This window comes from Micromonospora sp. R311, assembly GCF_056780015.1.
In genome coordinates, this window is sequence record NZ_JBSWCE010000001.1 from 139,542 (window position 1) to 160,177 (window position 20,636).

The 20,636-nt window shown below is 72.3% G+C and carries 18 protein-coding genes; 10 read left to right on the top strand and 8 right to left on the bottom strand.

Annotation, left to right across the window (positions count from 1 at the left end; genetic code table 11):
* Positions 1–223 precede the first annotated feature (223 nt).
* Positions 224–1,147 (bottom strand): META domain-containing protein, encoded by a 924-nt coding sequence (locus AC1WTP_RS00670; RefSeq protein WP_481647275.1) that lies wholly within the window; start codon positions 1,145–1,147, stop codon positions 224–226.
* A 77-nt stretch (positions 1,148–1,224) separates the two neighbouring features.
* Between AC1WTP_RS00670 and AC1WTP_RS00675 the strand changes: the two genes are divergently transcribed.
* Positions 1,225–1,605 (top strand): YccF domain-containing protein, encoded by a 381-nt coding sequence (locus AC1WTP_RS00675; RefSeq protein WP_481647276.1) that lies wholly within the window; start codon positions 1,225–1,227, stop codon positions 1,603–1,605.
* Positions 1,606–1,636: 31 nt separating this feature from the next.
* Here AC1WTP_RS00675 and AC1WTP_RS00680 read toward each other — a convergent pair whose 3' ends face one another.
* Both AC1WTP_RS00680 and AC1WTP_RS00685 read right to left on the bottom strand, forming a co-directional pair.
* Complete coding sequence (locus AC1WTP_RS00680; protein ID WP_481647277.1) at positions 1,637–2,404, bottom strand: Stf0 family sulfotransferase; 768 nt, start codon at positions 2,402–2,404, stop codon at positions 1,637–1,639.
* Between the two features lie 71 nt (positions 2,405–2,475).
* Positions 2,476–3,510: an SdiA-regulated/phytase-like domain-containing protein gene (locus AC1WTP_RS00685; RefSeq protein ID WP_481647278.1), complete on the bottom strand. Its 1,035-nt coding sequence runs from the start codon at positions 3,508–3,510 to the stop codon at positions 2,476–2,478.
* A gap of 225 nt (positions 3,511–3,735) precedes the next feature.
* Here AC1WTP_RS00685 and AC1WTP_RS00690 point away from each other — a divergent pair, with 225 nt between their 5' ends.
* Positions 3,736–4,164, top strand: coding sequence for a DoxX family protein (locus AC1WTP_RS00690; protein WP_481647279.1), 429 nt, complete (start codon positions 3,736–3,738; stop codon positions 4,162–4,164).
* Between the two features lie 10 nt (positions 4,165–4,174).
* On the opposite strand, the gene AC1WTP_RS00695 is transcribed toward AC1WTP_RS00690, so the two are convergent.
* The 3 genes from AC1WTP_RS00695 to AC1WTP_RS00705 all read right to left on the bottom strand — a co-directional run bounded on the left by AC1WTP_RS00695 (position 4,175) and on the right by AC1WTP_RS00705 (position 7,313).
* Entirely contained in the window at positions 4,175–5,110 is a 936-nt protein-coding gene (locus tag AC1WTP_RS00695) for a rhomboid family intramembrane serine protease (protein ID WP_481647280.1), read from the bottom strand.
* Positions 5,111–5,183: 73 nt separating this feature from the next.
* Positions 5,184–6,251 carry an acetylxylan esterase gene (locus AC1WTP_RS00700; RefSeq protein ID WP_481647281.1) on the bottom strand — a complete coding sequence of 356 codons (1,068 nt, stop codon included), beginning with the start codon at positions 6,249–6,251 and terminating at the stop codon, positions 5,184–5,186.
* Between the two features lie 24 nt (positions 6,252–6,275).
* Positions 6,276–7,313 (bottom strand): LacI family DNA-binding transcriptional regulator, encoded by a 1,038-nt coding sequence (locus AC1WTP_RS00705; protein ID WP_481647282.1) that lies wholly within the window; start codon positions 7,311–7,313, stop codon positions 6,276–6,278.
* A 361-nt stretch (positions 7,314–7,674) separates the two neighbouring features.
* On the opposite strand from AC1WTP_RS00705, the gene AC1WTP_RS00710 reads away from it, so the two are divergent.
* The 7 genes from AC1WTP_RS00710 to AC1WTP_RS00740 all read left to right on the top strand — a co-directional run bounded on the left by AC1WTP_RS00710 (position 7,675) and on the right by AC1WTP_RS00740 (position 17,702).
* Positions 7,675–8,667: an ABC transporter permease gene (locus AC1WTP_RS00710; protein WP_481647283.1), complete on the top strand. Its 993-nt coding sequence runs from the start codon at positions 7,675–7,677 to the stop codon at positions 8,665–8,667.
* Positions 8,664–9,584 carry a carbohydrate ABC transporter permease gene (locus AC1WTP_RS00715; RefSeq protein WP_481647284.1) on the top strand — a complete coding sequence of 307 codons (921 nt, stop codon included), beginning with the start codon at positions 8,664–8,666 and terminating at the stop codon, positions 9,582–9,584. Before AC1WTP_RS00710 ends, AC1WTP_RS00715 begins: the two co-directional genes overlap by 4 nt.
* Positions 9,585–9,638: 54 nt before the next feature.
* Entirely contained in the window at positions 9,639–11,279 is a 1,641-nt protein-coding gene (locus AC1WTP_RS00720; protein ID WP_481647285.1) for an ABC transporter substrate-binding protein, read from the top strand.
* 93 nt (positions 11,280–11,372) lie between these two features.
* The gene (locus AC1WTP_RS00725) at positions 11,373–12,902 is read left to right on the top strand and encodes a GH39 family glycosyl hydrolase (protein WP_481647286.1); all 1,530 of its coding nucleotides are present in this window, start codon (positions 11,373–11,375) and stop codon (positions 12,900–12,902) included.
* A complete protein-coding gene (locus AC1WTP_RS00730; protein ID WP_481647287.1) occupies positions 12,899–13,588 on the top strand; it encodes a YesL family protein in 690 nt (229 codons plus the stop codon). Before AC1WTP_RS00725 ends, AC1WTP_RS00730 begins: the two co-directional genes overlap by 4 nt.
* A complete protein-coding gene (locus tag AC1WTP_RS00735) occupies positions 13,585–15,618 on the top strand; it encodes a beta-galactosidase (RefSeq protein WP_481647288.1) in 2,034 nt (677 codons plus the stop codon). Before AC1WTP_RS00730 ends, AC1WTP_RS00735 begins: the two co-directional genes overlap by 4 nt.
* The gene (locus AC1WTP_RS00740) at positions 15,615–17,702 is read left to right on the top strand and encodes an alpha-glucuronidase (RefSeq protein ID WP_481647289.1); all 2,088 of its coding nucleotides are present in this window, start codon (positions 15,615–15,617) and stop codon (positions 17,700–17,702) included. Before AC1WTP_RS00735 ends, AC1WTP_RS00740 begins: the two co-directional genes overlap by 4 nt.
* 15 nt (positions 17,703–17,717) lie before the next feature.
* Here AC1WTP_RS00740 and AC1WTP_RS00745 read toward each other — a convergent pair whose 3' ends face one another.
* The gene (locus tag AC1WTP_RS00745) at positions 17,718–18,467 is read right to left on the bottom strand and encodes an ABC transporter permease (protein ID WP_481647290.1); all 750 of its coding nucleotides are present in this window, start codon (positions 18,465–18,467) and stop codon (positions 17,718–17,720) included.
* A 145-nt stretch (positions 18,468–18,612) separates the two neighbouring features.
* On the opposite strand from AC1WTP_RS00745, the gene AC1WTP_RS00750 reads away from it, so the two are divergent.
* A complete protein-coding gene (locus AC1WTP_RS00750) occupies positions 18,613–19,035 on the top strand; it encodes an acyl-CoA thioesterase (protein WP_481647291.1) in 423 nt (140 codons plus the stop codon).
* A 15-nt stretch (positions 19,036–19,050) separates the two neighbouring features.
* Here AC1WTP_RS00750 and AC1WTP_RS00755 read toward each other — a convergent pair whose 3' ends face one another.
* Positions 19,051–20,568: a peptidoglycan DD-metalloendopeptidase family protein gene (locus tag AC1WTP_RS00755; RefSeq protein ID WP_481647292.1), complete on the bottom strand. Its 1,518-nt coding sequence runs from the start codon at positions 20,566–20,568 to the stop codon at positions 19,051–19,053.
* Positions 20,569–20,636 lie beyond the last annotated feature (68 nt).

Below are 20,636 nucleotides of genomic sequence, written 5' to 3' on the forward strand. Positions count from 1 at the left end.
ACCCGACAACCGGAGCGGGCATGCAGCAGCATCCGTCGCCGGGCGTCTCGGAAGCGTCACCGCGCCGACACGCAGTGACGGTCGATCGTGACGCCGGTCGCGCACCCCGGGGTTTACGGCCTGGGCCACATGGCCGGCACCCGCGACAGGATCGCCGGTGCCACGGTGGCGGTCACCGGTGGGATCGAGCGACGCCGACGCCGGGCCCATCACGGCGTGGCGCTCAGCCGACGCGGCGCATCCGCCCGACCTCCTCGGCCCCGGCGTCGAGGAGCACCAGGGTCTCGCCGTCCAGCCCGGCGCGCCAGGTCGAGGAGAGCCAGGCCCCGACCGGCGCGCTGTCGCAGCCGATCAGGGTGCTGAACCCGGTGGTGGCGAGAAGCGCTCCCGCCGGCCCGGCAACCCAGCGCCCGGCCTGCCCGTTGCAACCGTCCGAGCCGCGCCACCCGCCGTCGGCGCGGAACTCGACGTACGCCGCCCTCGGCCCCCGCGCGGGCAGCCACTTCCCGACGAGCCGGTCCCGGTTCGCCGGGGTCAGGCTCGCCGGCAGCGCGGCTGCCGGCGCGAACCTCCGCCGGACCTCGTCGGTGACCTCCGGCGGAGCCACCTCGGACGCGGCGAGGTTCGGGCCGGCGGTGGGCTTCGCACCCGGCAGCAGCCGGGCGACCGGTGCGCCCTGGTTGTCGAGGAGTACGGGCGTCCCGCCCACCAGCCGGTACGACGTGACCCGCCGCAGCCAGTGCGGGGTCGACTCGGCGGCCTTCTCGCAGCCGGCGACGCCCTCCGCGCCGGAGGCGCCGAAGGTCCCGGCGACGAAGAGACCGGCGGAGTCGGCTCGCCAGGAGCCGACCAGCATCCCGCAGCGGCCGAAGATCTGGATCTGGTCAGGTGCGATGCGCAGGATGCCGCCCGGCTCCTCGGCAACCTCCGCCAATGTCCAATTGCCGATCAGGGCCACCGGATCCGCCGGCGCCGGGCTTCCGCCGCCACCGAGCCGCGGGGTCTCCGGGGGGCTCGCCTCCGGCCCGCCCTGCCCGGCGCAGCCGGCCAGCAGGGCCGTGGCCGCGACCATCGCCAAGAGGTAGTTGCGTCGAGCCATCTCGTCGCCGTCCTTCCGCCGTACCCGGCCGCCGCCGGTCCCTGTCATGAGACGGTGCCCGGCCGCCGGCGGTTGCGTCGGCGGCGGCGCGGTTTACGGTGGCGAGCGGTGTTCATGCTGGAAGGGTGATTCGCTTTCTGCTGAACGTGCTGTGGCTTGTCTTCGGCGGAGGTCTCGTCCTCGCGGTCGGCTACGGCATCGCCGCGCTGATCTGCTTCGTCCTCGTCGTCACGATCCCCTTCGGCGTCGCCTCCCTGCGCCTGGCCGGGTACTCGTTGTGGCCGTTCGGCCGGACGGTGGTGGCCGAGCCGGGCGCGGGCGTCGCGTCCGGCCTGGCCAACGTCCTCTGGGTGGTGTTGGCGGGCTGGTGGCTGGCCTTGTCCCACCTCGTCGCCGGCGTCGTGCTCTGCCTCACGATCATCGGCATCCCGTTCGGCGTGGCCAACCTCAAGCTCGTCCCGGTGGCGTTCTGGCCCCTCGGTCGGGACGTCGTCGACGCGCCGTAGACGCCACCTGCCCGCCGCCGTCGACAACCGGTCAGACCTCGGCCACCTCGGCCCGGTACCGCCGGATCCACTCCCGGTTGACGCCGTCGGCCTGGCGCTGGTGCCGGGCGACCACGGCGTCCGCACCAGTGGGCCGGGCCAGGCCGAGAAAATCCAGGATCCCGTGCGTGGTGGCGACCATGTCCGCGTCGAGGTCCTCGTAGCGCACGGCGTGCGGCTCGATCCCCCACCTGGCGAACCACGCCGCCCAGGCGGCGTTGTGCTCCCTGATCGTCTCGATGAGGTGCCGGATCCCGGCGGCGTCGAAGCGGGCCGCCCCGCCACCGGGGGCGCCACCGCTGACCTCGCCGTTGCCGCCGACGAACCACCGGCCGGTCTGCTCGGCGCGCAGCCAGGAGACCGCCTGCGCCAGTACGTCGTCGCGGCGCAGGAAGACGAAGCGGGTGCGGCCGAACGCCCGGGTCAGCAGGGCGGTGTCGTTGCCGGCCAGGTCGCGATGGACGGCTGCGAGTTTCGCGACCACCTCGTCCAGCGTGCCCCACATGAGCTTCGCGCCGAAGACGCCGTTGTCGGTCCGGCCCTCGGCCAGCGCGGCCCGTACGTACTCCGCATAGTCGACGCCGCCCCCGGCGTTGCGGGGAAGCTGCCACCGGTCGGCCCAGAGCGGCTCGTCCGGCGAGCGGAAATAGGCCTGCGGACGACCGGCGACGCCGGTGGACCCCAACAACCCGAGCAGCAGCGAGCTGCCGGTGCGCGGGGTGGCGCAGATGAAGTACGAGTCGACGCGATCGGTCGGCATGACCACACCCAAGCGCACCGGTCGCGGGCCCCGCAACCGGGTTCATCGGCGGGCCGGATCGAACCGCACGGCTACCGGGACCTGTTCCGCCGGGACCGGATCAGCGCCACCAGTGCCAGGACGAGCAGGCCCAGCCCGATGGCTCCGGCCGCCAGCATGGGTGCGACCTCGGTGCCGGCGTCGGCGGCATCGCCGGCGGCCGGGTCGGTCGGCGCGGGGGTGGCCGGTGGTGCGGCGGACGGGGCCGCCGACAGTGGGTAGCCCCGGATCGCCGGTCTCGTTCCCGCTGGCTGGTCGGCCGTCTCGGACACGGTGAGCAGCGACCGCCCGTCCCGGCTGTAGGTGATGGACTCGCCCTGCGGCTCGTCGGGCAGCGCGGTGATCCGTGGTTGCCCGCTGGTCAGCGAGGTGATCACGTCACCGTCGCGGACGACGAACTCGAACGCGTCGGAGTAGGTGCGCAGCACCACCCGGTCCCCGCCCGGCGCGGTGGCCGCGCCGGTGACCGAGGTCCGGCCGATCACCGAGAACGGGTTGCTCGTCGTGGTGGCCGGCAGCCGGACCTGTCCCACCTGCGCCAGGGGAACCGTCGCGCCCGGCCGTAGGGGGATGCTCGGGGCGTAGAGGACAGCCGAGTACTTGGTGACGATCAGCGGCCGGCCGTCGCCGGTCAGCAGCATCGCCTCCGCGTCGTGCGGGCGGTCCGGATACGCCATCCGGTACAACACCGGCCGGTCGGCTCCCGGCGCCAGCTTCCACACCCCGATCGTCTGTCGCGAGCGGTCGTTGTCGCCGATGTCCGCCACCCAGATCGTGCCGTCCGGGCCGACGGCGAGATCCTCGGTGTCCCGCGGCCGGGACGGGTAGCGCACCGTCCGCACCACCGCGCAGTTCGCGTCGAGGAAGAAGACCTGACGGCGGGCCGCGTCGTCGGCACCGTCGTTCACCACGACGAACCCGTCCTGCGTGGCGACCATCCCGGAGATCTCGGTCAGCCGGTCGTCGCGGATCTCGCAGACCGGCGCCCCACCGACCGCCGCGGGCGCGGGGGCGGCCGCCGCGCCGCCCGGGATCACCGTGCCGGCGAGGGCCACGGCCGCGCCCACCGCGGCCCACCGCCTCCGAGTCGTTCCGTCACCTCGTCGCATCACCGGCATCCTTCCATCGCCGGTCGGCTCCGCCGCGGCGGACAGGCCGGTGCCGTGGCGCGAACTTGGCAGGAGGTGGGAGCGGATAGGTGGGAGCGTTCCCACAAAGGAGGAAAGCATCGACATAGCTGAATCGCGGCCGGCATCCTGGGCCCGATCCCGTCCCCAACGGAGGTAACCGGAATGCGTACTGAGCGGATCCTCGGACCCGCGGTGGCCCTCTTCCGCGCGGTCATCGGGCTGCTGTTCCTCTGCCACGGCCTGGCGTCGGTGTTCGGCGTCTTCGGCGGCAACCGGGGCAGCGGCGAGGCCCTGCCGGCCGGCGAGTGGCCGGGCTGGTGGGCCGCGCTGATCCAGGCGGTCTGCGGCGGCCTGGTGCTGCTCGGCCTGCTCACCCGGCCGGCCGCGATCCTGGCGTCCGGCTCGATGGCCTACGCGTACTTCGTGGTGCACCAGCCGGACGCCCTGCTGCCGCTGCGCAACGGTGGAGAGCTGGCCGTGCTGTTCTGCTGGTCGTTCCTGCTGATCGCGGTGCTCGGGCCGGGCGCGTGGGCGGTCGACACGCTGCTGCCGGCCCGCCGACCCGCCCGGCCCCCGGTCCCCGCGCGGTGACCGCTCCGGGTCAGGCTGCGGTGCCCAGGCTCAGCGACTTGAGCACGACCAACGCCACGAGGAGCGCCGCGAGCGCCACCACCACGGCCGCCTGCACGAGACCACGGCGCCGCCGCGGGGCGTACGCCATCCCCAGGGCCACGGCGCCGCCGGCCAGCAGGCCGCCGAGGTGGCCCTGCCACGCCGTGAAGCCCGCGGAGAGCACCAGCCACACGGTCAGCCAGAGCAGCATCCGGTTCCGGTCCAGCGGCTGGTAGCCCAGCCGCCGGCTGACCACGTAGTAGCAGGCCGCCAGGCCGTAGACCGCCCCCGAGGCGCCGATCGCGGCCGAGTGCGGTTCGACCAGGAAGAACAGCACCGCGCCGCCGAGCGCCGCGAGCAGGTAGACGGCGAGGAAGCGCAGCACGCCCAGCCGCTCCTCGAGGATCCGCCCGAGCAGCCAGAGCCAGTACATGTTGAACAGGATGTGGGTGATCCCGAAGTAGCCCTGGGACGGTTCGGTGTGCAGGAAGGCCGAGGTGATCAGGCGGTACCACTCGCCGTGCGCGATGCCGACCAACTGGTAGCCGGCGTAGCTGGCGCCGTCGTCGAGGTAGTACCGGCCGCTGTCGTCCACCAGGCCGGTGCCCAGGCTGTCGAACTGGCCGACGATCGACGGCCGCGCCAGCTGCACCAGGTACACCAGGACGTTCAGCCCGACCAGCACGTACGTGACCACGGGCTGGCTGACCGCCCGGCCGCCGAACACGGTCCGGGACTGCCGCACCGTGCGGTTCTCGGCCCGGACGCAATCCGGGCAACGGAAGCCGACGGGCGCCTCCCGCATGCAGTCCGGGCAGATCGAGCGGTCACACCGGGTGCACCGCACGTACGTCTCGCGGCGTGGATGCCGGAAGCAGGTGGCCTTCGCCTCGGGCGGCGGCTGCTCGGAGTTCAACGTGTCCATCGGGGTCCTGGTTCTGGCGCGACGAGACCTGGGGTACGCATCCGGCGTGGCCGGACGCGTCAGCCGCGTCATGTTAGCGGTGCGGACCGCGGCCCGGGGTCCCGCCCGGAGCCGGCTCCCCGGTCGACCGGCGAGTCCTCGACCGGCCTCGGTCGGCGAGCACCGACGCCAGCCACCGCAGCTGGCGCCGCACCTGCACGGCCTCCCCGCCCTCGTGCTGGTTGAAGGGGTAGACGTGCAGCTGCCGGTCGGGAGGACCCGGCCGGCCGTTGCCGGCGCCGTACTGGTTGTAGGCGGCGAAACCGGTGCTCGGTGGGCAGACCTGGTCGCGCAGGCCGATCCCGAAGTGCGCGGGCGCGGTCGCCCGGCGGGCGAAGGCGACCCCGTCGACGTAGGACAGCGTCGAGCGCACCTGCTCCTCCGCCTCCCGGTTGACCGCCAGGTACTGCGCGATCTCCCCGTACGGAGCGGCGTCGGTGATCTCGATGGCCCGCTGGATGTGGCAGAGGAACGGCGCGGTGGTGAGCAGCGCCGCGAGATCGGGGACGAGCCCGGCCACGGCCAGGGCGAGGCCGCCGCCCTGGCTGTTCCCGGCCGCGACGACCCGGGTGGCGTCGACACCCGGCAGGGCCCGGGCCGCCCGCACGGCGCGCACCGCGTCGGTGATGAGCCGGCGGTAGTAGTAGCCCTGCGGCGTCAGGATGCCCCAGGTCACCGGCCAGGGGCCGCCGAGCGCGCCGCCGTGCGGGTCGGGGGTGTCCCCGCCGCCGTACCGGCCGGACTGCCCCCGGGAGTCCATCAGCAGGTGCGCGTAGCCGGCCACCGGCCAGGTCAGGCGCTCGTGCGGCAGGCCGCGCCCGCGTCCGTAGCCGACGTACTCGACCACGGTGGGCAGCGACTCGTCGGTGCCGGACGGGCGGGTGTACCAGGCCCTGACCGGGTCGCCGCCGAAGCCGGCGAACGTGACGTCCCAGGAGCCGACCAGGCGCAGGTCGGTCGGCTCGCGCCGGACGTCGAGCAGCGCCGGTCGGGCGTCCGCCTCCGCCAGCGTCGAGCGCCAGAACCCGTCGAAGTCGGCCGGCTCGGTCACCACGGGCGCGTACCGCCGAAGCTGGTCGAGGGGAAGGTCGAACAGGGCCATGGCTCCTCGCCGGAATCGGTGGGCTCAGCGGGGACGGGCGGGCGGCGCGGTGGTCTCGCGCACGATCAGCTCGGTCACCAGGTCGACCCGACTGGTCGGCAGGTCCGCGCCGCGGGCCAGCTCGATCAGCATCTGGGTCGCGATGCCGGCCATGTCCCCGAGCGGCTGGTTGACCGTGGTGAGGGCGGGGCCGATCCACGCGGCCACCGGCAGGTTGTCGTACCCGATCACCGAGAGGTCCCGGGGGACGTCCAGGCCGAGCTGCCGCCCGGCGCGCAGGACCCCCATGGCCTGCATGTCCGATCCGGCGAAGATCGCGGTGGGACGATCCGGCCGGGACAGCAGCTCCATCCCGTGCGTGTAGCCGGCGTCGACGTAGAAGCTGCCGAACCGGACCAGCTCGGGGTCGACCGGCAGGCCGGCCTCGTCGTGGGCGGAGCGGAAGCCGGCCGCCCGGGCGCGGCTGCACAGCACGTCCTGGGGCCCGGAGATGATCCCGATCCGGCGGTGCCCGAGCTCCAGCAGGTGGCGGGTGGCGAGCAGGCCACCGTTCCAGTTGTTCGAGCCGACGGTGGGCACCGAGGCCGAGGTCGCGCTGTCGGTGTCGACGACCACGAACGGGACCGACTGCCGCTGCAGCTGTCGTTGCTGCGGCTCGGTCAGGTGACACAGCACGAACAGCATGCCGAGCGGGGGCTGGGCGAGCGCCTCGTCCAGCCACTGCTGCGTGGGGCGGTGCTCACCGCCGAGCTGGGACAGGACGACACCGACCTTGGCGGGGGCGGTCACCGACTCGACGCCCCGGATGATCTCCATCGCCCACTCGTTGGCGAACTCGTGGAACACCAGCTGGATCTGCCGCTTGCGGGCCGACTCGCGGCGGGAACGACGGCGGTAGCGGTGCCGTTCGAGGCTGGCTTCGACCCGCGCCCTGGTCTCGGCGGCGACGTCCGACCGTCCGTTGAGGACCTTCGAGACGGTCGCCACGGAGACGCCGACCTCCTCGGCGATGGTCGCGATCGTGGCGGGACCGGGTGTACGCGCCAGGCGGGACGGTGTCATGGAACCTCATCCGCAGCGTCCGAAATTTTCGGCGAACCCTAGCACAGCGCGGCGCCGCCGACGAGCGCCCGCAGACCAACCGTTCCGGGCTGGCGGATTACCGGCGTCGATGCGCCCGCCCCGAATCACGGCTCGGGAGCGGCCTGTTCGTGACTCTTGACACACCCGGAGACGTTCCCTAGGTTTCCGCAACAAGTACCGGGAGGTTACCGAAACTTTCGAAGACGACCATCGCATCGTGCGTCCTGGTGCCGGACGGGGCGGCGTCTGGTCGAGCTGAAGGGGTGTGCATGACCAACCAGTTGCCCGTCGACCGGCGGCCGACCAGACGGGACACCACCCGCCGCCCGGGAGGCCGACGATGAGCACGTCCGGAACGCTGCGTCCGGCGCCGCGGGCACCCGACCTTCCCGCGACGCCGAACGCCCCCGCACCCCGTCGCGGCAGGCGCCGCCGCAGCTGGCGCCAGGCGCTGCGGCGGGACTGGCAGCTCTATTCGCTCGCGGTCCTGCCGCTGCTGTTCTTCCTGGTCTTCCGCTACCTGCCGATGCTCGGCAACGTGATCGCCTTCCGGCGGTTCGAGCCCGGCGGGAGCATCTTCGGCGAACGGTGGGTCGGCCTGCGGTACGTGCGGATGTTCCTGAACGACCCGTCGTTCTGGGAGGCGTTCACCAACACCCTGGTGCTGGGCGGGCTGACCCTGCTGTTCTGCTTCCCACTGCCGATCGTCCTGGCGTTGCTGCTCAACGAGATCCGCACCCGCAAGCTCAAGCAGTTCGTGCAGTCCGTGTCCTACCTGCCGCACTTCCTGTCGATCGTGATCGTGGCGGCCATGGTGATGCAGCTGGTGTCCGTCGACGGCACGGTGAACCAGCTCGTCCAGGCCGTCGGCGGCGAGCCGGTGCCGTTCCTGCAACGGCCGGAGTGGTTCCGGACGATCTACGTCTCCTCCGAGGTCTGGCAGACCGTCGGCTGGGGCACCATCCTCTACCTGGCCGCGCTCACCACGGTCGACGACGACCTCTACGAGGCGGCCCGGATCGACGGGGCCAACCGGTGGCGCCAGACCTGGCACGTGACGCTGCCGGGCATCCGGCCGACCATGGTGACGCTGCTGATCCTCAACATCGGCACGTTCATGGCGGTCGGGTTCGAGAAGGTCCTGCTGCTCTACAACCCGCTGACCTACCCCACCGCCGACGTCATCTCCACCTACCTGTTCCGGATGGGCTTCGGGTCCAGCAACTTCAGCTACGCGGCCGCGATCGGGCTGTTCGAAGCCGTGATCGGGCTGACGCTGGTCCTCTCGGCGAACCTGATCGCCCGGCGCACGGTCGGGACGAGCCTGTGGTGACCGCCGAGACCACCGAAGCCGGGCCGCGGCCGCGGACCCGCGGGCCGCGGGAGACCCGGGGCTACCGGGTGTTCCAGGCGGTCAACGCCGTCATCCTGACCGGGGTCGTGGTGGTGACGTTGTATCCCTTCGTCAACATCGTGGCCCGCTCGCTCAGCGACGAGGCGTACATCATCGCCGGCCGGGTCAGCCTGGTGCCGCGCGGGTTCAACCTGGACACGTACCGGCTGGTGATGTCGGACTCGATGTTCTGGACGAACTACCGCAACACGGTGGTGTACACCGTGGTCGCCACGGTCATCTCGATCGTCCTGACCACCTGTTACGCCTACGTGCTGTCCAAGAAGCACCTGCGGGGCCGCTCGGCACTCGTCGGCATCGCGGTGTTCACCATGTTCTTCTCCGGCGGCCTGATCCCGAACTACGTCCTGGTCACCAGCCTGGGCATGAAGAACACCATCTGGGCGATCGCGGTGCCGAACGCCATCAACGTGTTCAACCTCCTGGTGATGAAGGCGTTCTTCGAGAGCCTGCCGGTCGAGTTGGAGGAGGCGGCGGCCGTCGACGGCCTGAACACGTACGGGATCCTGCTGCGGATCGTGCTGCCGCTGTCCAAGGCTGTGGTCGCCACGATGGTGCTGTTCTACGCGGTCTCCTTCTGGAACTCGTGGTTCGCCGCGTTCCTCTACCTGGACCAGCAGGACCTCTGGCCGGTGACCGTCTACCTGCGCAACCTCATCGCCGGAGCCACCGGCGCGGAGAACGTCGGCGCCATCGCCGAAGCCGACGAGGTGCAGGCCGAGGCGACTCTCAAGGCCGTCACCATCGTGCTCACCACCGTGCCCATCCTGCTGGTCTACCCGTTCGTGCAGCGGTACTTCGTCTCCGGGGTCATGCTCGGCGCGGTCAAGGGCTAGCCACCGGTCTCCGCCATGTCCCACCCATCCCCCACCACACCGAAAGGATCCGCCGTGTTGCACAGACCATGGCGCCGGGTGGCGTTGGCCGCTGCCGGCCTGCTCACCCTGACCAGCCTCGCCGCCTGCGGCGACGACCCGTCCGACGGAGGCGACCTGGCCGGGAACCGGGCCGGCGCGATGGCCGACTACGGCGTCGGCACCCAGTTCACGGCCACCGAGCAGCTCTCCTTCTCGGTCCTCTACAACAACCACTCGAACTACCCGCTGAAGAACGAGTGGCTGTTCTGGTCGGAACTGACCAAGCGGACCAACGTCAAGCTGGAGCCGGTCGCCGTGCCGCAGAGCGACTACGAGCAGAAGCGCAGCCTGCTGATCGGCGCCGGCGACGCCCCGTTCATCATCCCGAAGACCTACCCCCACCAGGAGGACGCCTACGTCTCCTCGGGGGCCGTCCTGCCGGTCAGCGACTACCTCGACCTGATGCCCAACCTCAAGGACAAGATCTCCAAGTGGAACCTGCAGCCTGAGATCGACACCCTGCGCCAGGCCGACGGCAAGTTCTACCTGCTCCCCGGGGTGCACGAGAAGCCCTGGCACGACTACTCGCTGGCGGTCCGGACCGACATCCTGGACCAACTCGGCCTCCAGATCCCGAAGACCTGGGACGAGCTGTACACCGTGCTCAAGGCGATGAAGGCGAAGTATCCGGCCTCCTACCCGTTCTCCGACCGGTGGAGCAAGCCCCATCCGGGCGGCAACCTGCTGAACCTGCTCGCCGTGACCCACGGCCTGGCCGGCGCCGGCTGGAACTACCAGCACGCCAGCTGGGACCAGAACGCCGAGAAGTTCCAGTACACCGCCGCCACCGAGCAGTACAAGCAGCTGCTGCGGTACCTCAACAAGCTGGTGACGGAGGGGCTGCTCGACCCGGAGAGCTTCACCCAGACCGACGACCAGGCCCGGCAGAAGCTCGCGAACGGCAAGTCGTTCGTGATCAGCGCCAACGCGCAGACGCTGGTCAACGACAACCGGCCGGACCTGGCGAAGACCATCCCGAACGCGAAGCTCGCCAAGATCCCGCTGCCGGTCGGCCCGGCCGGCGAGATCAACCCGGCCAGCCGCCTCGAGAACGGCGTCATGATCTCGAAGAAGGCGCGGGACAGCAAGAACTTCGTGGCCATGATGCAGTTCGTCGACTGGCTGTGGTACTCCGACGCGGGGCAGGAGTTCGCCCGGTGGGGCGTCGAGGGAACGACCTTCGTCAAGGACCCCGCCGGCAAGCGCACGCTGGCGGACGACGTCAACGTCGTCGGGCTCAACCCCAAGGCGAGCAAGCACCTGCAGAAGGACTTCGGCTTCTACAACGGGGTGTTCGCCTACGGCGGCAACCCCGACCTGGTGCAGGCGTTCTTCTCCGCCGAGGAGCAGGAGTTCCAGAAGATCATGAACGCTCGGCCGCCGATCCCGGTGGCCCCGCCGTACCCGCTCACCGACGAGGAGCGGGAGCAGGCGTCGCTGCGGGAGACGCCGCTGCGGGACCACGTCACCCAGGCGTCGCTCCAGTTCATCCTCGGCCAGCGGGACCTGGGCCAGTGGGACGCCTACCTCGCCGAGCTCAAGGGCAAGAACATGGACCAGTACCTGGACATGGTCAACAAGGCCCACGAGCGCTACCGGAAGGAACACGGCTGACCGGGTGAGCTCCTCGATGGCGCCCGGCGCCGGGGCGCCACCCGACCGGCCGGGACGAGTCGCGCCAGCGCGCACCGAGCACGAAGGACGATGATGCGCATCTCCGTACCGGAGCACCCGTCGGGCCGGTTGACCGACGCCTGGCGCGCCTGCGTCGGCACCGGCCGGTTCGACCTGGCCCTCCGCCGCGACTACCAGGAATCGCTGGCCCTCGTGCAACGGGAGATCGGCTTCCGGCACATCCGCGGGCACGGCCTGCTCAGCGACGGCGTGGGCGTCCACCGGCCCTACCGGTTCCAGGGGTCACGCCGGGTGCGGCACGCGTTCACGTACGTCGACCAGGTGGTCGACGCCTACCTCGACCTGGGCATCCGGCCCTTCCTGGAACTGGGCTTCATGCCCTCCGGCCTCGCCTCCGGCGACCAGACCGTGTTCTGGTGGCGCGGCAACGTCACCCCGCCGGAGTCCTGGACCGAATGGGCGGAGCTGGTCCGCGCCACCGTCGCCCACCTCGTCGACCGCTACGGGCTCGACGAGGTGCGCGGCTGGCCGATCGAGGTGTGGAACGAGCCCAACCTACCGGCGTTCTGGCCGGGCGCCGACCAGGACGCCTACCACCGGCTGTACGAGGTGACGGCGAACGCGGTCAAGGAGGTGGACGCCGGGCTCCAGGTCGGCGGCCCGGCCATCTCCCCCGGCGCGGACGAGTGGCTGCTGCCGTTCGCCGAGTTCGTCACCGCCCGCTCGGTGCCGGTCGACTTCGTCAGCCGGCACGCCTACACCTCCGGGCCGGCCCAGCACGTGCCCTTCGGCACCCATCAGACCCTGGCGCCGGCGAGCAGCCTGCTGGAGCAGTTCGCCAGCCCGCGACGGCACCTGCGCGGCAGCGCGCTGGCGGACCTGCCGGTGCACATCACCGAGTTCAACTCCTCCTACCGGCCCGACAACCCGATCCACGACACCGCCTTCCACGCCGCGTACCTGGCCCCGGTGGTGGCCGCCGGCGGCGACCTCGTGGACTCCTTCTCGTACTGGACCTTCAGCGACGTGTTCGAGGAGGAGGGGGTGCCGACGTCGCTGTTCCACGGCGGTTTCGGCCTGCTCACCCACCGCCAGATCAAGAAACCCACCTACCACCTGTACGCCTTCCTGGCCCGGATGGGCGACCAGGTCCTCGCGCGCGGCCCGGACCACCTGGTCACCCGGGACGCCACCGGCCGGGTCACCGTGCTGGCCTGGGCGCCGGTCGACGTGACCGGCCGCGAGCCGGTCCCCGACGGGCACCCGGTGCGCCTGTCGGTGCCGCTGGCGTCGCCCGCGACCTCCGCCTTCCTGCTGCGCTCGTCGGTCGGTGAGGGGTCCGGCAACGCCTGGCGGGCGTGGTGCGAGATGGGGCGGCCCCGCTCGCCGCGTACCGGTCAACTGGACGCCCTGCGGGAGGCGGCCGAGCCGGCCCGGCGGCACGCCCGCCTGCCGGTGGTGGCCGGCCGCGTCGCGCTCGACCTGCACCTGTCCCGGCACGAGGTGACCCTGGCCGAGCTCACGGCCGTGACCGACGAGACCCCGCCGTGGTGGGCCGACGACCGGCTGCTCGGCGCGCCCACCGGAGAGGACCCGGCATGAGCGACGCCGTCGGCGCCGCGCGCCAGTTCGGCGACGGACCGCTGTCCCGCGCCGCGGCGCTGATCTACACCCTGCTGGTGGTCGAAGGGCTGCTGCTGGTCACCACCGCGCCCGGGCTGGTCACCCTGCTGCTGCTGGACCGGGACGTCAGCAACCTCCCGCTGGTCGCGGCCTGCGCGCTGCCGGTCGGCCCTGCCGTCTCCGCCGCGTTGTACGCGCTGCACCACCAGCGCCCCGACCTGACGGACCTGCACCCCGCGCGGGTCTTCTGGCGCGGCTACCGGGCGAACCTCGCCGGTGTGCTGCGGATCTGGGTTCCACTGCTGCTGTGGCTGACCGTCATCGCGGTGAACCTGGCCCACCTCTCCGCCGCCGGCATGCCCCGCTGGTGGGCGGTGCCGCTGGTGCTGGTCGGGATGGGAGCTGCCCTGGTCGGCGCCAACGCGCTGGTGATCACGTCGTTGTTCGCGTTCCGCGTCCGGGACGTCGTCCGGCTGGCCCGGTACTTCGTGCTGCGCACCCCGGTCGTCACGCTCGGCCACGCCGGCCTGCTGGCGGCGGCGACCGCGGTGGCGCTGGTCACCTCCGAGGCGGTGCTCGCGGCGCTGGCCGCGGTGCTGGTGCTGGCGCTGCTGCGCGGCAGCGACCCGATGGTCGCCACGGTGCGGAAGGACTTCACGGCATGAGCCTGCCGGTCACGCCCAAGGTGCCCTTCGGCGGGGACTACAACCCCGAGCAGTGGCCGGAGCCGGTGTGGGACCAGGACCACCAGCTGTTCGACCTGGCCCGGATCGACACCGTCACGCTCGGCGTCTTCGCCTGGGCGCACACCCAGCCCGGCCCGGACGTCTACGACTTCTCACTGCTGGACCGGATCGTCGGGCGGGCCACCGTCGAGGGCCGGATGATCTGCATGGCGACCGGTACCGGCGCCCACCCGGCGTGGCTGGCCCGCGCCCACCCGGAGGTGACGCGCACCGACTTCGAGGGACGCCGGCACCGGTTCGGCCAGCGGCACAACTCCTGCCCCAGCTCACCGGTCTTCCGCCGGCTCTCGGCCGAGCTGGCCCGCCGGGTCGCCCGGCGGTACGCCGACAACCCGGCGATCGTGGCCTGGCACGTCGGCAACGAGTACGGCGGGGCCTGCTACTGCTCCCGGTGCGCCGCCGGCTTCCGGGACTGGCTGCGCCGCCGGTACGGCACCCTCGACGCGCTGAACGCGGCCTGGTACACCACATTCTGGTCACACACCTTCTCCGACTGGGCGCAGATCGAACCGCCGTCGGCGCTGACCGAGCACTGGCGCGGACCGGACCACACCGCCTTCCAGGGGATCACCCTCGACTACCTCCGGTTCTCCTCCGACGCCATGCTGACCAACTTCCGCGACGAGAAGGCGGCGATCCGGGAGTCCAGCCCGCACGTGCCGGTCACCACCAACTTCATGGGCATGTACCGGCCGATCGACTACCACCGCTGGGCGCCGCACCTCGACTTCGCCTCGTGGGACAACTACCCCCCGGACGACACGTCGGCGGCCCGGATGGCGCTGACCCACGACCTGATCCGCGGACTCAAGGACGGCCAGCCGTTCTGGCTGATGGAGCAGACGCCGAGCTGGACCGCCTCGCGCGAGGTGAACCCGTTGAAGCGGCCGGGCGTCATGCGGCTGTGGAGCTGGCAGGCGGTGGCGCACGGCGCGGACGCGGTGCTCTTCTTCCAGCTGCGGGCCTCGCGGGGTGCCTGCGAGAAGTACCACGGCGCGGTCATCGGCCACGCCGGCCGGTCGGACACCCGGGTGTTCCGGGAGGTCGCGCAGCTCGGCGCGGAGTTCGACCGGCTCGGCGGGGCGACGCTGGGCGCGCGGACGCCGGCCCGGGTCGCGCTGCTGTTCGACTGGGACAGCTGGTGGGCGTTGGAGATCTCCGACGGCCCGTCCCGGCTGGTCCGCTACCAGCAGGTGGTGCTGGCCTACCACCGGGCGCTCTGGGACGCCGGGGTCGACGTCGACGTGGTCGCGGTGACGGCGGACCTGTCCCGCTACGACGTGGTCCTCGCGCCGGCGCTGCACATGCTCAAGGGCGACCTGCCGCAGCGGCTGGCCGAGGTGGCCGCCCGCGGCGGGTCGGTGCTGACGACGTTCCTCTCCGGTCGGGTGGACGAGCACGACAACGCGTTCCTGGCGGACGTGCCCGGTCCGCTGGGACCGCTGACGGGCATACGCGTCGACGAGTGGGACGCGCGCGGACCGGAGGTGGTCAACCCGGTCCGCCCGCGGTCGGGCGCGGATGAGATCGAGGTCGAGTCGCGGCTGCTGTTCGAGCTGGTGATTCCCCGGGGCGCGGAGGTCGTGGGCACGTACCAGGCCGACTTCCACGCCGGTACCCCGGCCGTCACCCGCAACGCCTTCGGCGCCGGTGAGGGCTGGTACGTGGCGACCGGGCTGGACCAGGAGGGGGTCTCCTGGGTGGTCCGGCAGGTGCTCGACCGGCACCGGCTGACCGGCCCGTATCCGGACGTGCCGGACCTGGAGGCGGCCGTCCGGGTCACCCCGGGCGGGACGCGCCTGCTGTTCCTGCTCAACCACCGCGCCGAGCCGGTGGAGGTGACCGCCCGCGGCGGCGGGGTCGACCTGCTGACCGGCGACCGGGTCGAGGCCGGCGGGCCGATCCGGCTCGACGCACGGGGCGTCCTGGTGCTGCGGGAGGACTCGTGACGACCGACGTCCACCCCGCCTGGCTGCCGGTCGAGGCGTTCCGCGCGCTCGGCTCGCGGCGCACCGTGGTGCACGGCGACGGAACGCTGGTCGACACGGTGCGCCACGAGGTGGCGCAGGCGTGCGCCCGGCACGGCGGCGGCCCGCACCGACCGGCCGACGCGACGCCCGCCACCGGGGCCCGGCGGGTCGACCTCGTGCTCGCGCTGACGTCGGCCGGGTCGCTGCCGGCGGAGGCGGAGTTCCTGGACGCCGAGTACCGGCAGCGGTACCGACCGGGGGCGCTCGGCGCCGAGGGTTTCCTGCTGGCCCGGCAGGGCGGCGTCACGGCGGTCCTGGCCGAGGCGCCGGCGGGGCTGCTGCACGGCCTGTTCCACGTGGTCCGCCTCGGCGAGTCAGCGTTCGGAAGCGCCCGTCCGACGCGGCTGCACCGCCCGGCGATGCGGCTGCGGATGCTCGACCACTGGGACAACGTCGACGTGCACCCGGTGATGGGGCAGGTCGAACGCGGCTACGCGGGCGGATCTATCTTCTGGCGCGACGGCCGGCGCACCGACCTGACCCGGGTCCGGGCCTACGGCCGGCTGCTGGCCGCCGTCGGCGTCAACGCCGTCTCGGTGAACAACGTGAACGTCCACGCCACCGAGACGCGGCTGCTCACGGACCGGCTCGACGACGTGGCCGCGATCGCGGACGTGCTGCGGCCGTACGGGATCCGGGTGCACCTGTCGGTCACCTTCGCCGCGCCCGTGCTGCTCGGCGGCCTGCCGACCGCCGACCCGCTGGACGAGCGGGTGCGCGCCTGGTGGGCCGGGACCACCCGGCGGGTCTACGAGCGCATCCCGGACTTCGGCGGCTACGTGGTGAAGGCCGACTCCGAGGGGCAGCCGGGTCCCTTCTCGTACGGGCGCAGCCACGCGGACGGCGCGAACCTCCTCGCCGAGGCGCTGGCGCCGTTCGCGGGTGTGGTGCACTGGCGTGCCTTCGTCTACAACCACCGCCAGGACTGGCGAGACCGGTCGACCGACCGGGCCCGCGCCGCCTTCGACCACTTCGCCCCGCTGGACGGGCGGTTCCGGAGCAACGTGATCCTGCAGGTGAAGCACGGGCCGATGGACTTCCAGCCGCGGGAACCGGTGTCCCCGGTGATCGCGGCCATGCCCGCCACCCGACTGGCGGTGGAGTTCCAGGTGACCCAGGAGTACACCGGCCAGCAGCGACACGTGTGCTACCTGGGCCCCTGGTGGAGCGAGGTGCTGCGGTTCCGACCGTGGGGCGGCGACGGACCCACCGCCGCCGCCGTGGCCGCCGGTTCGGCGCGCGACGGCGTGCCGGCGGGCGGCGGCGGGCTGGTCGCCGTCGCCAACGTGGGCGACGACCCGTTCTGGACCGGGCATCCCCTGGCGCAGGCCAACCTGTACGCCTTCGGCCGGCTGGCCTGGGACCCGGGACTGGACCCGGTGGCCGTCCTCGACGAGTGGATCGGGCTCACCTTCCCGCCGTCGGCCACGGACGAGCACGAGCCGGTGCGGCGAACGCTGCACGAGCTGATGGACGACTCCTGGCGCACCTACGAGCGGTACACCGCGCCGCTGGGCGTCGGTTTCATGGTCCGTCCCGGGCACCACTACGGTCCGGACGTGGACGGCTACGAGTACACGCCGTGGGGCACGTACCACTTCGCCGACCGCGACGGCGTGGGCGTGGACCGCACCCGCGCCACGGGCACCGGGTTCACCGGCCAGTACCCGCGGCCGTGGTCGGACGTGTACGAGTCACTCGACCGCTGCCCGGACGAGCTGCTGCTCTTCTTCCACCACGTGCCGTACGCCCATGTGCTGCACAGCGGCACCACGGTCATCCAGCACATCTACGACACGCACTTCGCCGGGGTCGAGCAGGTGGCCGCGATGCGGCGGCGGTGGGACCGGCTCGCCGGGCTGCTCGACCCGGCGGTGCACGCCCGGGTGGCCGAGCGCCTCGACGAGCAGCTGCGCTGTGCCGAGGAGTGGCGCGACCAGGTCAACGCCTACTTCTTCCGGAAGTCCGGCGTGCCGGACGCCCACGGCCGCCGGATCCCCTGACGGCGGAACCGGGGTTCACCGCAGCGTCTCCGACCGGGCCGGTGACAGCAGGCCGCGGGCCACCAGTTCGACGGTGAGCACGACCGCGACGGCCTCCACCGCCAGGAGCCCGACCAGCACGAAGACCTGCGTGATCCCGGCGGTCAGGGGATCCGCGCCGCCCAGCAGCACGCCGACGAAGGCGCCCGGCAGCGTCACCAGCCCCACCGTGCGGGTCTGATCCAGCGCGGGGACCAACGCCTGGCCGGCCACCGGACGGCAGACGAGCAGGATCGCGTCCCGGGGCAGCAGTCCCAACGCCAGACCGGCCTCCACCTCGCCCCGCCGGGCGGTCAACTCGTCCACGACCCGCCGACCGGCGAGCGACGTCGCGGTCATCGCCCCGCCGATCAGGATGCCCGCCACCGGGATGATCGCGATGCCGCGCAGCGGCACCAGTCCCGCCAGCAGCAGCCCCGCCACGACGGAGAGGCTCCCCACCGCGATCGGCACCCCGGCCAACCAGCCGCGCCGGCCACCGGTGATCCGTCGACCGGCGGTAGCCGCCGCGACCACGCACATCAGGACGACGAAGGCGGCGGTCGCCCAGAGCGACACCACGATGGCGGTGATCAACAGCGAGACGGCCGCCAACTGGACCGCGGCGCGGACGGCGGCGACCAGGATCTGCCGGCCGTGCCCCAGCTGCCCGACGGTCGCCACCACGGCCAGCACCACCAGCGCGACCCCCAGCTCGGGGCCGACCACCAGGATCGTCGAAGACATCCGGTAAGTCTCCCGCCCCGGCACCCGGCGGACCCGGCGGGAGCCGGGTGTTGGCGGACGTCAGGTACCCACCGCCGGGCGCCTCCCGGCGGGCCGGCAACGGCACCCGGCTGCTCGTGTCGTACCCGCCGGTAGGCTCAGCGGTGTGGAAGATCCGTTCCGGGTGCGCATCACCGTCCGTGGCTACGAGCTCGACACCCAGGGCCACCTGAACCAGGCCGTCTACCTGCAGTACGCCGAGCACGCCCGGTGGGAGTGCCTGCGCGCCGCCGGCATCTCGCAGGACCGGCTCATCGCCACCGGCGTGGGACCGGTCGCCCTCGAGGTCACCCTGCGATACCTGCGGGAGCTGCGCGGTGGCGACGAGGTGGACGTGTCCTGCGAGTTCCACTGGGGCGAGGGCAAGACCTTCCGGATCGAGCAGGACTTCGTCCGCGCGGACGGCACCCGGGTCGCGACGCTGACCGGGGTGGGCGGGCTGCTGGACCTGTCGGCCCGGCGGCTGGTGCCCGGCCCCCAGGAGCGGTTCCGGGAGCTGGCCGGCGACCCGCGGCCGCTCAACCTCTGATCCCGGCGAGGGCGACTACAGGGCGCCGCCCCAGTTGTCGGTGACGATCTGTCCGGTGCTGTCGTCGAAGAAGCGGTGTTCCAGGGTGCCGTCGGTGGTGCGGTAGAAGACGTGATGCTGGCCGGGCGTCGACAGGCCGGCCGGGTCGTCGGTCACCACCCCGCGGGCTCCCCAGTTGTCGACGCCCGGGTTGGCGCCGGGCCACCAGTACCAGTGGACCAGGTCGCCGGCGGCGGTCCGGCCGACGATGTGCTGCTGGTCCCGGTGCACGAACGCGTGCGGGTTCCCCACGAAGCTCCCACCCGGCCACACCCCGCCGTTGAGGGTGCCGGACGGGTCGTCGAAGAACCGGTGCTGCAGGTTGCCGTCGGCGTTGCGGAAGAACACGTGGTGCTGGTTGCCGGCGTAGGAGAAACCCGTCGGATCCGACGCCACCCCCGAGGTGATCCCCCAGTTGTCGACACCGGGATCGATGCCCGGCCACCAGTACCAGTGGATCAGGCCGCCCGTCGCCGTGCGGGCGAAGATGTGCTGCTGGTCCCGGTGCACGAACGCGTACGGGTTGCCGACGAACGCACCGCCCGGCCACACCCCGCCGGCGATCTGGCCGGTGTTCAGGTCGTAGAAGCGGTGCTCCAGGTTGCCGTCCGGGTTGCGGTAGAAGACGTGCTGCTGGCTGCCGTACGGGAACCCGGTGGGGTTCGACAGCACCCGGCCGACGGTCTTCCAGTGGTCCAGCCCCGGCGAGCCCATCCCCGACCCGGACCACCAGTGCCGCAACGTGTTGTCGCTCCCCCGCGCGAACACATGCTGCTGGTTCGCGTGCGAGTACCCGACGGCCTTGCCGGTCAGCGGACCGCCACCCCAGTCCGCCCGTACCAGCCCGGTGTTCGGCGACCACGACAGGTTCGCCAACGTGGCGGCGGAACCGACCGCGACGTGGTGCTGTCCGGCACCGAAGCCGAACGCCCGGCCGGCGACGGGTTCGGCGGCGCGGCCGCAGTTGTCGCTGGTGAGGTAGCGCTGGTGGTACGAGCCCGGGTACGGCGCGAGGGAGACGCCGTTGATGACGATCGCCTGCCCCACCCCGTTGTAGAGCTGCTCGTAGTGGATGTGCGGACCGGAGGAGTTGCCGGTGTTGCCGGTCAGCCCGATCTGCTGCCCCTGGGTGACGGTCGCGCCGTTGGCCACCGAGTACGCGGAGAGGTGGAAGTAGTAGGTCTTCCACCCGCTGCCGTGCTCGATCGCGATGTAGTTGCCGGCGCCGCCGGGCTGCGCGTACCGGTAGGCGGTGCCGGCCGCCGAGGCGAGCACGGGGGCGCCGTTGGTGACGCCGCCGTCGGCGCGGACGAAGTCCAGCGCCTGGCGGACCTCGCTGCCGTGGTGGCTGTAGGTCCACCGTTGACCGCACGGGAACGGGGCCTTGAAGACGGGCGCGGCGTGTGCGGGCGAGGCGCCGACGAGGACACTGACGGCCGCCAGGCACACCGCGAGAGCCGCGGCGAGGCCCGTCCGAGGGACAGCTCTGGTCATACGCGACGCTCCCGCCCAGATGCCGGTGATGAGCCGGCCGGTGTCGAGCTCCGACTGCCGCGAGTCTG